Below are 13,430 nucleotides of genomic sequence, written 5' to 3' on the forward strand. Positions count from 1 at the left end.
ACCTTCTCCTGCATCATTTACATCGTTTGTGTGCTTCCTCTGCGGAAACGCGCTTGTCCGCTATTTATTTTCGGGGGGGGGGGGTAACACGAAAGCGTTTTACTGTCTGTTCCAGCGCAGCGATATCCACGGGTTTGGACAGATGCTCGTCCATACCGGCTTCCCTGCTCTTCTGCATATCCTCAAGGAAGGCGTTGGCGGTCATGGCAAGGATGGGGATGATCCTGCCCAGCGGGTTTTCGCCGCTGCGGATGCGGCGGGTGGCTTCCAAGCCGTCCATCACCGGCATCTGCACATCCATCAGGATCATGTCATAATCGCCGGGCTTTACGCTGGCAAAGGCATCCACGATCTCCTGACCGTTGGAGCAGATGGTGCAGCTTGCACCCTTGGTTTCCAGCAGCATTTCCAGAATTTCGGCGTTGATGGCGTTATCCTCGGCGCAGAGGAACTTCATGCCACACAGGGGCGAAGTTTCTTCCGCTTCCTCCGGCAGGGCCTGCACCTGCTGCGCATGGTCTGCCTCGGCATCAATGGGAAATTCCAGCACCACCTCAAAGCGGGTGCCCTTGCCGGTGGCGCTCTCCACGCCGATGGAGCCGCCCATCAGGTCCACAATGCTCTTGGTGATGGCCATGCCAAGGCCGGTGCCCTGCACCTTGTTGGTGCCGGAGCGCTCCTCCCGGGTAAAGGGGTCAAAAAGAGTCTTCTGGTAGGCCTCGCTCATGCCGATGCCGTCATCCTGCACCACAAAGCGGTATCGGGCGTAGTGCTCGTTCCGGGGCAGCTCGTCCACCTCAAACCGGATATGTCCGCCGGTGGGTGTGTACTTGACTGCGTTGGAGAGAATATTCATCAGCACCCGATTCAGACGGTTGGGGTCTGCCAGCACATTTTCGTGCTGCAGATGGATGTTTACCGTAAAGGTCTGGCGGCGCTGACCTGCCTGCTGGCGGATGATGCTGTCCAGCTGGCTGATTTGCTGGGGCAGATTCATTTTTTCCTCATTCAGGGTGGTCTTGCCGCTCTCGATGCGGCTCATATCCAGAATATCGTTGATGATGCCCAGCAGCAGCTGGCCGGAGTTTTCCAGCTTGCCCAGATGCTCGGCCAGCTTTTCCGGCTGGTGCAGCTCGTTTTTCATCAGGGTGGTAATGCCGATGATGGCGTTCATGGGGGTGCGGATATCGTGGCTCATATTGGCAAGGAAGTCCGTCTTGGCCTTGCTGGCACGCTCTGCGGACTGCAGCGCCTCTGCGGCAGCATCCTGCGCCCGCCGCATCTCGTCGTTTGCCTGCGTCAGCTGGATGTTGTATTGCTCCAGACGGAGGTTCGCTTCTTTTTCTGCCTGCAGCTCCTGCTGCTGCTTTTGCCGCAGGAGAGACCAGCCGACAAAAACTGTTATGACCGAGAACACCATCGCAATGACGATGATGATGACCATGACGATGTTGACCAGCTTTTGGGTATTCACGGCCACGTATTCTGCCGGAACAAGGAATGCCAGCGTCCACCGGGCGTTTTCCATCTGCTTCAGGGCGTAGAAATACTCGGTGCCGTCCAGCACGGCGTTGGAATAACAGGAGCCTGTTCGGTCAAGCCGCTCCTTTGCCTCCGCAAAGGAAGAACCGTGCAGATAGGACATCCGGGAGAGCACGGTGTATACGTTGTGTCCCTTCAGCAGTTCGGTATCGTTGGCGTTGAACAGCTTGAAACCATCGTCATCCAGCACATAGACGCTGTTGTTATTTTCGTAGGCATCACAGCGGAAATAATCGTTCAGCTGGGTCATGCTCTGCGAAATGCCAAAGTAGCGCAGGGTGATCTCTTTTTCTCCGCTTTGCAGTGTGATGGGGGTGGAGAGCTGTTTCAGGAACACCATCCGGGAGTCGTCCACGGTCAGCGAGTTGGAAACGTAGCTGATCCGCTGCGGTGCGCTTTCCAGATACTTCATTCCTCGCAGCAGCCCCATGCGGCCATTCTCAGTATAGTAATGTCCGGCAGAGTCCACGGCAATCAGTTCGATCTGTCTTTCATGGTAATTGGAAAGCTCCGACAGCTTTTTCAGATAGCGATAGAACTCGGTATCGGTCTTTAACGGAGTGCAGTACAAATAATTGCATTGTACATTCACCTCGCTCCAATGGGTGTCGATCACATCCTCCAGACTGCGGAACATCTGGTGGGTGACCTCTTCCATCTGGTTCAGCCGCTCATGGTAGACAAGGTTCTGGATGTAGGTCCGGCTCATGATAAAAAGGGTCAGGATGACCGCAACGATGACAACGCCGATGCCCCAAAGCAGCTTTTTATATAGTTTGTTGTTCACATCCAGTATCTCCTGTCTGTTCTATTCAGCTCCATGCGGTATCTGCCCGGCTGATGGTGGTGTATGCACCAAAGAAGGCTTTTGCAGCATCCATGCCCACCACGCCGCTGTCTGTGACCGTGGTCTCCGCAGCCAGCTGGTCGCTCACGCCGCAGATGGCAACCTGATAGGTCTTGCCCGCATCCGGCTGCACCGGGCTTACCAGCACATAGGGATAGCCCTTGCCGTTGCCGTAGGCATCATAACCAGAAGCAAGCAGGTCGTTGATCTGCTGCCCGGTCAGGTCAACGGTCTGGATGGTGCGGTTCCAGCCGGTGGGCAGGATCACCGAAAGGTCGTAATCCGTAATGCCCTTGGCGTACAGCTTGGCAGCGACGCCTTGGCGGTTCTGTTCGGACGGGTTGCCGGGGATCCATGTGCTCAGCGACACCAGCGCAAGGTCGCTGCCGGTAGCCTGTGCAAAGCAGCGGCCCACCAGCATGGCGCAGTCCTCCTGCGAAAGCTCCTCGGTGACGGTAGTGATGGTATCTAGGGTGTTGTTCACCACACTATCCTGATCCTCGTCCAGCTGATGGATCACATCCTCCATGGTGGCGTTGCCCTTCATGAAGTCCAGCATTTTAAGGCCGGTGGTCACGATGGTGTTTTCCCAGCCGGAATAGATAAAGGGCGCGGTATTGCCTGCGTTCAGGGCATCGGCGATGTCGGCATAGTAGGTGCCGTCCGCTTTTGCGTCCTTAAAGGGCAGCAGGCTGCTTTTCAGCGCCGTTGCGGGCTGCAGAGCGCTGGTGCCTGCAACGGTGGAAAGCACACGCATCACCTTGAGCGCATCTTCCAGCTTCTGGGGGTCCTGCTCCAGCTTTTTATTCAGACCGTAGAAGCGGTTCACATTCAGCACAAAAACGTTCTGGGTGCCGTCCTCCGAGAGAAACGGCATCAGCCCGTATTTATCGGCGTTGCCCTCTGCCTCCACGATGCCGTTGGTGCCGCCCATCAGAAACAGGGTGTTGCCCTCGGTCATCCTCTGCCGGGTCACATTGTCGTCAAGAGCGTCGCCGGAGCCGTTCAGCATCCCGATATCCTTCCACTTCTGGACATAGGCCATCGCCTGCATCATGCCGGGGGTATTGCTGACATTCGCCTTACCGGACAGATAATCCCGCTGCCACAGCCTGCCGTCCAGTGTGCCGAGGAAATCGGCGTCTGCAATGTTGCACAGGTACTGGAACCCGTAGCCCGGATACTGGATCTGCGGCAGACAGAGATCGACCCCGGCTTCCTTGGCCTTTGCCGCCAGTGCTTCCAGCTCAGCGAAAGAATTGGGCAGCTCCCAGCCGTATTTCTTCAGCAGGGTCTTGTTGTAGGTGATGCCGTAGCAGTTGTAGGTCGAGGGCAGCAGGTAGATGGCACCGTTGTCGAACACGTCCTGCAAGCGGGACTCCACATAGTTATCCGTAAAATCGTAGCCGGAAAGGTCCAGCAGTTTGTCGGAGACCAGATCGATCCGGGGGTCGTAGTAGGTCAAGGTGCAGACGTCCGGCAGGTCGCCCGCCGCAAACATATTCTGCAAACAGGTGGTGGTGTTATCGCCGCTGTAGGGCACGACCTCGATGTTCACTTCCGGGTAAACACTGTGCACCTGCTCAATAAAGGCTTCTATCTCCTTATAAGGTGCCATAAAGGTGATGGCTTCGTGCGCATCGTCTTTTTTCGCCGTTTCGGTCTTACCGCCGCCGCAGGCGGTCAGCGCTGCCGTTGCCGCCGTAATGCCGCAAACCTGCAAAAACGAGCGGCGGGAGATCTTTTTCATCATACGAATATTTTCCTCACATTTTCGGAGGCAGTACCACGCAAGTGCAGTAGCGCAGTGCTGCTTTAGCGATTCTTACACATCCCATAGGAACTCCGACGCTTGCGAGCAGACCGCACTGAGTTTTGCGTCGATTACCCCATAAAAACAGTGTTATTATTTTAACACTGCAACAAAAGCGTTTCAAGCTATTTGGGAATTTTTCGCACTTAAAAGGGTAAATTCCGGGCTTTTTATCGTTATTTTCCTTCCGGTGCGGCAAAAAACGCAAAAAGCTGAGCACCTGTTCTTTCACAGATGCTCAGCTTTGCACGACTTTTCTGTTATTTATCGCTGTGTTTTCAGCATTCTACCCGATGGTAACGGCTGCTTACATGGCGATCCAGCCAAGGGCATTTGCCACCGAGCTGACCAGAATGATGGCCGCAAAGATGGGGCACAGATAGCGGATCATAAAGTTGAAGATCTTTTTGCGGCGGAAGGGCTTGCCGTCCAGCGTCACCTCTTCTTCGATCTTCTGCACGCCGATGACGCGGGACACCAGCAGGCAGGTGGCAATGGCTGCAATGGGCATCATGACAGAGTTGGTGAGGAAATCGAAGAAATCCAGAAACTGCATCCCGAACACCGTCACGCCCGCCAGCGGGCCGTAGCCCAGCGCAGACAGACTGCCCAGCGCCACCATGATCAGGCCGATCAGTGCCGTTGCGCGCTCGCGGCTCCAGCCCAGCTCGTCCTCAAAGGTGGAGACAGCGCTCTCGGTCAGGGCAATGGAGCTGGTCACAGCTGCAAACAGCACCAGCAAAAAGAACAGGACGCCCACCACGTGGCCAAAACCCATGCTCTCGAACACCTTGGGGATGGTAATGAACATCAGCGCCGGACCGGCCTGCAGGGTATCCGGGTCGCCGCCGGAGAAGGAGAACACCGCCGGAATGATCATCAGGCCCGCCATGATGGCAATGGCCGTGTCGAACAGTTCCACGTTCTCGGTGGATTCCTCAATGGAGACATCCTTTTTCATATAGGAGCCAAAAGTGACCAGAATGCCCATGGCGATGGACAGCGAATAGAACATCTGACCCATGGCTGTGACCACCGTCATCCAGGAGAAGTTTGCCACGTTCGGCACCAGGAAATATCTGACGCCGGCCAGTGCGCCCGGGCGCGTGACCGAATAGCCCGCAATGACCACCGAAAGCACCACCAGCACCGGCATCATCACCTTGGAAACACGCTCCACGCCGTTGCGCACACCGGCAAAGATGATGGCCAGCGTAAAGGCCGTGAAGATCAGAAAGCACACCTCTGCCGACAGTCCGCTGGAAATGAAATTGGAAAAATAACCGTCCTGCGAAAGCTCACTGCCATGGCCGCTGATATACTCCGACAGATAGCGGATGACCCAGCCGCCGATGACTGAATAGTACGGCACGATCAGAATGGGGATGACCGCATTGATCCAGCCGCCGAACCGCAGGCCGCCCTTTTTGCCAAAGGCGCCAAAGGCACCCACCGGGCTTTTGTGGGTCATGCGGCCCAGTGCCGTTTCGGCCACGATCATCGTGTAGCCAAAGGTGACGGCCAGCACGATGTACACCAGCAGAAAAATGCCGCCGCCGTATTTCGCGGCGAGATACGGAAACCGCCAGATGTTGCCAAGGCCCACCGAAGCGCCTGCGGCCGACAGCACAAAGCCGATCTTGCCGGAAAAAGCGCTGCGCTTTTGTTTTTGTGTATCCATGTTGCAGATCCTCTTTTCCTATATTCCTATACACAAGTGGTCTTAGTGTACCATATCTGTCGGCCAAATACAACGGTTCCGCCTGTTTGCGTACAAAAAACAAACAGCGCCCCGCAAGGGAGCGCTGCCTGTCTTTATAAGAGGTATACGCGTTGAGCTCAGAAGATGCTGTAACCCAGCAGCTGCGGCAGGGCGGTGGTAAGCGGGCCCCACAGGCTGATGGAGATCAGAACGATCACATTGCAGATCACGTAGGGCGCTGCGCCCTTGAAGATCTCGATGATGGGCATGCGGTTGATCTTGTTGCAGGCGTTCAGGCACATGCCGACCGGCGGGGTGACCAGACCAATGGCCAGACCGGTGATCATCATGGCACCGAACTGCAGCGGCGAGAAGCCGTACTGCACCATGACCGGCAGCAGGATGGGGGTGAGCAGCAGGATGGCCGGGCTGACGTCGATGAAGGTGCCGATCATCAGGATCAGCACATCAAAGATCAGCGCAATGGCCCACGCGGGCATGTTCAAGGACATGAAGAAGGCACCTACCGTCTGCGGCACCTTCTGCATGGTCAGCACCCATGTGAAGATGGTGGTAAAGCCAATGATGAGCATGATGGAAGAGGAGGAGATCAGGGTCTTTTTCAGGGCCTCCCAGACGCCCTTCCATGTCAGCTCCCTGTAGACGAAGAAGCCCACCAGCATGGAATACAGCACGGCCACACCGGCACTTTCAGATGCAGTGCACACACCGAAGGAAACGCAGATGATGATGAACAGCGGCATGATGAGGGCAGGGATGCCGGAAAGCAGGCTCTTTGCGGCGCGCTTGCCGTCAAACTTGACCTTTTCCGGGTGCCAGCCCTTCTTGGCGCTGATGATGTACACCAGCACCAGCTGGGTCAGGCCGATCAGGATGCCGGGCACGGCACCTGCCACGAACAGCGCACCCACCGATGCGCCGGAGATCATGGAGTAAACGATCATGGGCGTAGAGGGCGGGATGATCATGCCCATGGTGGAGGATGCCACCGTGATGCCCGCAGATGCTTCCGGCGGGTAGCCTTCCTTCTCCATGGCGGGGATCAGGATGGAACCCAGAGCCGATGTGTCGGCCACCGAGGAACCGGAAATGCCGCCGAAGATCATGGAAGCCACGATGTTCACTTCGCCCAGACCGCCGCGGACGGGGCGCAGCAGCTCCATGCAGAAGTTGATGATGCGCTGGGTGATGCCGCCGGTGTTCATCAGTTCACCAGCCAGCATGAACAGCGGCATGGCGATCATCAGCTCACTGTAGGCACCGTTCCACACGCGCTGCGGCAGCATGGTGATAAAGGTAGGTGCATAGATCAGGATGTAGGTCACGCAGGAAGCGCCGATGGCGAAGGCCAGCGGGATGCCCAGCGCGGCAAAGAAGATCAGCAGCACCAGAAGGATGAGCATTGCCATAGTTGTGTATTCTCCCCTTTCCGCTTATGCGTCGTCACGGCTCAGCGCCTGATTCTTGGGCGCAAAGTAGGAAATGTCGGCCTTGTACAGGGTGATGATCTTGATCACGACGCAGATGGCACAGATGATGCCGCACACCGGCATGATGCCGTACATATACATCATGGGGATCTCCATGCCCTGACTGATCTGCTTACCGGCAACGCCCACATACTTGAAGCCCTGATAGGTGAACACCAGCACCACAGCCAGCACGATGAGGTAGTTGATGATGGCAAGCCAGCGCTTGCGGGCAGGCTTAACACCGTCGTAAAGGATGTCGATCATGACGTGCTCGTCCTTGATCACGTTGATGCCCATGCCCCAGAAGGTGGTAAAGGCAAACAGGGTGGTGTTGAACTCTGCCAGCTGCTTCCAGCTCAGGGAGAAGCAGTAGCGCGCAATAACGGTAAAGATCACAAGAGCTGCCAGCAGTGCCATGGCGATCACGCCGATGGTAAAGTATATGTCAAACAGCTTCTTGCCGATTTTTTTCAGCTTTTCGATGGTGCTCAGCCCCTTTCGGTTATTTTACAACTTTTTCCATTGGCCTGTTACAGCAGAGGGCAGCCCGCAGGCTGCCCTCTCGCCTTTACCGTAACATGGCCGTTTTTGCCTTTGGTCGTTTCTGCTTATGCCTTTGCAACGATATCCTGCATTTCCTTGATCTCGTCGGCGGTGCAGATGCCCTCGGTGACACACTGGTCGTACACGGACTGCACAGCGGCCTGGAAGGCCTTCAGCTCATCGGCAGAGGGCTCGTAGACTTCGCAGCCGTAGTCCACGATGGTCTGCTTTGCGGCGCTGGAGTTCTTGTCGATCAGCTCGTCGTTGTATTCGCCCATCTTGGTGGCGCACTCGGTAATGATATCGCGGTACTCCTCGGGCAGGCCGTTCCACCATGCTGCGTTCACATAGAAGGGATCCGGATGGAACTGGTAGTTGACCTCGGTGAAGTACTTCTGCACTTCATAGAACTTCATGCCTTCCACGTTGACCCAGGGGTTCTCCTGACCGTCTGCAACGCCGGTCTTCAGGCCCATGTACAGGTCGGAGTACGGGATGGTGGTGGTGGTAGCGCCCATTGCCTGGAAGGTCATGTCAATGGTCTTCATGCCGTTTGTGCGCATCTTCAGGCCCTTCAGGTCTGCGGGAGCCTTGATGGCATGCTTGGAGTTGGAGAACTGGCGGTAGCCGCCTGCATCGCACAGGTTGATGATGACGGTGCCGGTCTCGCCCTCGGCCTCAGCGCACACCTTCTGTGCCAGATCGCTCTGCAGCAGAGCCGTGACCTGTGCACGGGTGTTGGTCAGGAAGGGCAGGGTGAACATCAGCAGACGGGGGCTGAAGTCGAACTGACCACCGCGCATGCCCTGCACGGTACCGGCCACGACCTGCTCCAGCATCTCCTTCTCGGTGCCCAGCTGGCCGTTGCCGTAAACTTCGATCTTCACATGGCCGTTGGTGGCCTCTGCCACATCGGCGGCAAACTGCTCCATGGAAACAAAGCGGGGGTTGCCCTCGGGCTGTGCATGACCCACGGTCATGGTGAAATCGCCCAGAGATGCAAACTTGTCCTCACCGGCTGCTGCGGCACTTGCTGCAGTGCTGGTGGATGCTGCACCGGAAGCAGCCGGAGTGGATGCACCGGAACCGCCGCAGGCTGCCAGAGCACCTGCAGCTGCCATTGCACCAGATACCTTCAGGAAATTGCGACGAGAGATCTTTTTCATAATCTTCCTCCTTGTTTCAGGGGTGCCGTTTTGCCTCATACGCCAGCAAAGTTTTTTGTATGCCCCTGTATACAGCATTTTCATTGCACGCTAATCGTAACAGAAAATTCACATCCGCACAAGAGCCAAACTTCACCAACTTCGTAAAGTTTCTTTGTGCATAACTAACAATCTTATCCGTTTCTCGTGGAAACTGTTACAATTCGATGACACAATTCCGTTCATTTTCATCTGATATATCAATTTTCGTCAAAAATGATAAATTTCGGAGCTTTTCCTATACTTGTATACAGGCTATTGTATACTTCATCCTCATACGTTGACAATCTCTTTTGGGCAGGCTAAAATAGAAATATCTTATCATCAACTGTGTAAATGGAGTGTGAGCACATGGCTGAACAGCTGCATCCGGAGGACATCTACCAGACGTTGGAACACGATATCGTTACGCTGAAGATCAAGCCCGGAGAGACCATCAGCGAAAATCAGCTGTGCAAACGGTTCGGCATTTCGCGCACGCCGGTGCGCGCTGCCCTGCAGCGGCTGGAACAGAACGGCTTTGTGCAGATCATTCCCTGCAAGGGCACCATCGTCACCCCCATCAATCTGGATATCGTGGATCAGATCGTATACCAGCGCACAGCCGTTGAAAGCACGGTGCTGCGCGATTTCATTCAGGTCTGTTCGCCCAAAGAGTACATTGAGATCAAGCATAAGTATGACCTGCTGGAAGAGATGGCACAGACCATGACCGACCCGGACAATGTGGATATCAATGCCTTCCTGACGCTGGATCTGGAAATGCACGCCATCTGGTTTTGCAGCATGAACAAATGGTACATCTGGCAGAACCTGACAAAGCCGCAGCCGGACTACTCCCGCTTCACCCGTCTGGATGTGGTGCGGGCAAACAATGTGCCGGATGTGCTGAGCGAGCACCGGGAAATTTTGCGGGTGATCCGGGAAAAAGACCTGGATGCCATTGAACCGCTGATCCGGCGGCACCTGTACGGCGGCCTGCGCCGCATGGGCACCCAGCTGTACGCAGAAAAGTACAGACCTTATTTTACCGGCATCTGAACCAATGAAAAACAGGCGCATCCGCCAACCTTTCGGCCTTTGGATGCGCCTGTTTCGTTTTTTGTATAATTTACTGCTTGTGGTACTTGCGGTCCTCTTCCTCGTAAACAGGGTCACAGGTCAGGTACATTCCCAGCCGGTTCAGGGTGCTGGTATCCACACCCGAGAGCAGCACGGTGGAGTGCACATCGCAGCCCTTGAGGTTGGGCAGCTGATGCATGGCCGCTGCAGCCTGCTCGTTGTCGGCTGCAGAGCTGGACAGGGCAATGAGGATCTCGTCGGTGTGCAGGCGGGGATTCTTGCCGCCCAGATAGTTGGTCTTGAGGGTCTGGATGGGCTCAATGGAAGCCGCACTCACAAGGTCGGTCTCCTGCGGGATGCCGGCCAGCACCTTGAGGGCGTTCATCAGGGCAGATGCAGCCGCACCCAGCAGGGGGCCGGTCTTGCCGGTGACAACGGTGCCGTCCGGCAGCTCAATGGCGGCAGCAGGGGCCCCGCCGGTGCTCTCGCTGCGGGCATGAGCCTGCTTTTCCACTTCGCGCTGGCCCACGGTCAGGTCGGCCTGATTCAGCAGTAGTTCCAGCTTGTAGCGCTCGGTCTCCTTGACCGTACCGGTGATCTTCTGCTCACACAGGCACTTGAAGTAACGGCGCAGGATCTCCTTGCGGGATGCTTCGCGGCAGACTGCATCGTCCACGATGCAGTTGCCTGCCATGTTGACGCCCATATCCGTGGGGCTCTTGTAGGGGCTCTTGCCCGCGATGAGCTCGAACATGGCGTTCACCACCGGGAAGATCTCGATGTCGCGGTTGTAGTTGACGGTGGTCACGCCGTAGGCTTCCAGATGGAACGGGTCGATCATGTTCACATCGTTCAGGTCGGCCGTGGCGGCCTCGTAGGCCAGATTCACCGGGTGCTTGAGAGGAATGTTCCAGATGGGGAAGGTCTCGAACTTGGCGTAACCGGCCTTCACGCCGCGCTTGTACTCGTGGTACAGCTGGGAAAGGCAGGTCGCCATTTTGCCGCTGCCGGGGCCGGGGGCCGTGATGACCACCAGCGGGCGCTGAGTCTCGATGTAATCGTTCTTGCCGTAGCCCTCGTCGCTGACGATGCGGGCCACATCGTTGGGGTAGCCGGGAATTTTGTAGTGGCGGAAGGTGCGGATGCCCAGACCGTTCAGCCGCTTTTCAAAGGCCTCCACCTCCGGTGCGGCGGCGTACTTGGTCACGCACACGCTGCCCACATACAGGCCCACCTCCTGAAACGCGTCGATCAGGCGCAGCACGTCCAGATCGTAGGTGATGCCGTAGTCGCCGCGGATCTTGTTGCTGATGATGTCCTCGGCGCTGATAACGATGACCACCTCGGCCTGATCCTTCAGCTGAAGCAGCATCTGCAGTTTGGAATCGGGCTGAAAACCCGGCAGCACGCGGGATGCATGGTAATCATCGAACAGCTTGCCGCCGAATTCCAGATAGAGCTTGTTGTCGAACTTCTTGATGCGCTCACGGATGTGCTCCGACTGCATCGAAAGATATTTATCGTTGTCAAATCCAATTTTCATCGTTCGTTTCCTTTTCCTCTTTGCTGTGCCCGGCACACCGCACCGGAACTTTTCCATAACAGAAACAGTATACCACACTCAAAAACCGGGTGCAATCCAAAAGGAGGCCCGAGAGGCTTTTTCCAGCAAATGCGGCGTTTCGCCTTATTCTTTGCCCTGTTTTTTGTGAAAATGGTTCTTGCCGCCTTTTTGACAACGGGTGTATAATGGAGCTGTTCGGCAAACGCCTTTGAAAACAGAGAGGAAGTCTATCATGAACTCTGCCGAGGATTATACATACCGTTATCTTGAGACCGACGATCTCGATCAGTATAACGCCCTGCTGCGCTATACCTTTCAGGTGACCGAGGAAGAGCTTACCGCCACCGGCTGGAAGGACGACGAGATCAAGCAGTCCAAGTTTCCTGTGCTGGAACGCGCCGATGTGCTGGGCTGCTTTGACGGCAAAAACCTCGTCTCGCAGTTCGCGGTCTACCCGCTGAAAATGAACATCTACGACACGGTATATCACGTAGGCTTTGTGACCAGCGTGTGTACCTACCCGGAGTACACCGGCAACGGTATCATGAAGCGGCTGATGATCCAGGGACTGACCCAGATGCACAAGGAGGGCAAGAGCTTCGCCCTGCTCTACCCCTACTCCATCCCGCTGTACCATCACCTTGGGTGGGAGATCATCTCCAACAAGATCTCCTTCAACATCAAGGACCGGCAGATTCCCACAAAGGTCTCCGCGCCCGGCTATGTGCGGCGCGTCGCATGGGACAACACCGAATTCCACGAGCTGCACTCGCACTTTGCTTCCATCACGCACGGGTGCCTGTTCCGCAACGCGCTGGCATGGGAAGAATACTGGCGCTGGGATGAGGACGACACCAACGTTGCCGTCTATTATAATGTAAAGGACAAGCCCTGCGGCTACATGGTGTACCTCATTAAGAACGACATCATGCACATCAAGGAAATGATCTACCTGAACCGCGAGGCCCAGAAGGGCCTGTGGGAGTACATCCATGCCCACGATTCCATGATCGATGAGGTGCACGGCAACACCTATTTCAGTGAGCCCATCGCCTTTGAAATGGACGACGGCGACATCAAGGAGGCCATCCGCCCCTATGCCATGGGCCGTATCGTGGATGTGGCCGGCTTTCTGGAGGATTACCCCTGCGACCCGGACGGCGGTGAGCTATGCATCGAGTTGGAGATCGCGGACACTCTTCTGCCCTGGAACGACCGCACCTTCCGCATCCGATTTGCAGACGGCGGCTGCAAGCTGACTAATGCCCCCGCCGAATACCACCTGAAAATGGGCATCGGCACCCTTTCCACCCTGCTGCTGGGCTACAAGACCGCAGAACGCCTGTTTGAGCTGGAACGCATCGAGGGCCGGGAGGAAGCCGTGGAACGGCTGGACGATGTACTGTTCCATAAGATCCCGTACATTTCGGATTATATCTGATGGCTCATACTTGACAAAGTACACACCAGCGTCTATAGTGAAGACAGGAAAAGGCACTGCCCGCAAACGGCAGACCCCTTACCGGCAATTAAATTTCAAAAGAAAAGTAACCGCTTAGATTGGGAGTCGTGGGCGGTTACTTTTTCTTTTTATCCTTCGCGTAATACAGCAAGCCCCCGGGTCTCCCCGGGGGCTTGCTGCGGCTTTATGAAGTATCT

9 protein-coding genes are annotated in these 13,430 nt (G+C 56.0%); 2 read left to right on the plus strand and 7 right to left on the minus strand.

Translation table 11 applies throughout. From position 1 onward, the window contains the following. Positions 1-64: 64 nt before the first annotated feature. The 6 genes from ACNSPV_RS00070 to ACNSPV_RS00095 form a co-directional block, all read right to left on the minus strand. On the minus strand, positions 65-2,329 hold the full coding sequence (locus tag ACNSPV_RS00070; RefSeq protein ID WP_348585035.1) for a hybrid sensor histidine kinase/response regulator: 2,265 nt from the start codon (positions 2,327-2,329) through the stop codon (positions 65-67). A gap of 25 nt (positions 2,330-2,354) precedes the next feature. Continuing rightward, on the minus strand, positions 2,355-4,142 hold the full coding sequence (locus ACNSPV_RS00075; protein ID WP_348585034.1) for an extracellular solute-binding protein: 1,788 nt from the start codon (positions 4,140-4,142) through the stop codon (positions 2,355-2,357). A gap of 367 nt (positions 4,143-4,509) precedes the next feature. Beyond that, positions 4,510-5,883, minus strand: coding sequence for a sodium-dependent transporter (locus ACNSPV_RS00080; RefSeq protein WP_339395729.1), 1,374 nt, complete (start codon positions 5,881-5,883; stop codon positions 4,510-4,512). 158 nt (positions 5,884-6,041) lie between these two features. Then, complete coding sequence (locus ACNSPV_RS00085; protein WP_348585033.1) at positions 6,042-7,334, minus strand: TRAP transporter large permease; 1,293 nt, start codon at positions 7,332-7,334, stop codon at positions 6,042-6,044. A gap of 24 nt (positions 7,335-7,358) precedes the next feature. Beyond that, positions 7,359-7,814, minus strand: coding sequence for a TRAP transporter small permease (locus ACNSPV_RS00090; protein WP_097780928.1), 456 nt, complete (start codon positions 7,812-7,814; stop codon positions 7,359-7,361). A gap of 191 nt (positions 7,815-8,005) precedes the next feature. Further along, on the minus strand, positions 8,006-9,106 hold the full coding sequence (locus ACNSPV_RS00095; protein ID WP_249237223.1) for a TRAP transporter substrate-binding protein: 1,101 nt from the start codon (positions 9,104-9,106) through the stop codon (positions 8,006-8,008). A gap of 390 nt (positions 9,107-9,496) precedes the next feature. On the opposite strand from ACNSPV_RS00095, the gene ACNSPV_RS00100 reads away from it, so the two are divergent. Next, positions 9,497-10,186 (plus strand): GntR family transcriptional regulator, encoded by a 690-nt coding sequence (locus ACNSPV_RS00100; RefSeq protein ID WP_348585032.1) that lies wholly within the window; start codon positions 9,497-9,499, stop codon positions 10,184-10,186. 70 nt (positions 10,187-10,256) lie between these two features. On the opposite strand, the gene ACNSPV_RS00105 is transcribed toward ACNSPV_RS00100, so the two are convergent. Further along, a complete protein-coding gene (locus ACNSPV_RS00105; RefSeq protein WP_348585031.1) occupies positions 10,257-11,750 on the minus strand; it encodes a DUF1846 domain-containing protein in 1,494 nt (497 codons plus the stop codon). A gap of 253 nt (positions 11,751-12,003) precedes the next feature. Between ACNSPV_RS00105 and ACNSPV_RS00110 the strand changes: the two genes are divergently transcribed. Next, the gene (locus ACNSPV_RS00110) at positions 12,004-13,212 is read left to right on the plus strand and encodes a GNAT family N-acetyltransferase (RefSeq protein ID WP_348585030.1); all 1,209 of its coding nucleotides are present in this window, start codon (positions 12,004-12,006) and stop codon (positions 13,210-13,212) included. Positions 13,213-13,430 lie beyond the last annotated feature (218 nt).

The sequence above is a fragment of the Faecalibacterium sp. 3 genome, from assembly GCF_048323735.1.
Classification (GTDB): domain Bacteria; phylum Bacillota; class Clostridia; order Oscillospirales; family Ruminococcaceae; genus Faecalibacterium; species Faecalibacterium wellingii.

What these genes read in the sequence shown, in the direction of transcription:
- ACNSPV_RS00075 (WP_348585034.1), bottom strand. Translation starts at nt 4,142, where the DNA reads ATGATGAAAAAGATCTCCCGCCGCTCGTTTTTGCAGGTTTGCGGCATT.
- ACNSPV_RS00080 (WP_339395729.1), bottom strand. Translation starts at nt 5,883, where the DNA reads ATGGATACACAAAAACAAAAGCGCAGCGCTTTTTCCGGCAAGATCGGC.
- ACNSPV_RS00085 (WP_348585033.1), bottom strand. Translation starts at nt 7,334, where the DNA reads ATGGCAATGCTCATCCTTCTGGTGCTGCTGATCTTCTTTGCCGCGCTG.
- ACNSPV_RS00090 (WP_097780928.1), bottom strand. Translation starts at nt 7,814, where the DNA reads ATGGCACTGCTGGCAGCTCTTGTGATCTTTACCGTTATTGCGCGCTAC.
- ACNSPV_RS00095 (WP_249237223.1), bottom strand. Translation starts at nt 9,106, where the DNA reads ATGAAAAAGATCTCTCGTCGCAATTTCCTGAAGGTATCTGGTGCAATG.
- ACNSPV_RS00100 (WP_348585032.1), top strand. Translation starts at nt 9,497, where the DNA reads ATGGCTGAACAGCTGCATCCGGAGGACATCTACCAGACGTTGGAACAC.
- ACNSPV_RS00105 (WP_348585031.1), bottom strand. Translation starts at nt 11,750, where the DNA reads ATGAAAATTGGATTTGACAACGATAAATATCTTTCGATGCAGTCGGAG.
- ACNSPV_RS00110 (WP_348585030.1), top strand. Translation starts at nt 12,004, where the DNA reads ATGAACTCTGCCGAGGATTATACATACCGTTATCTTGAGACCGACGAT.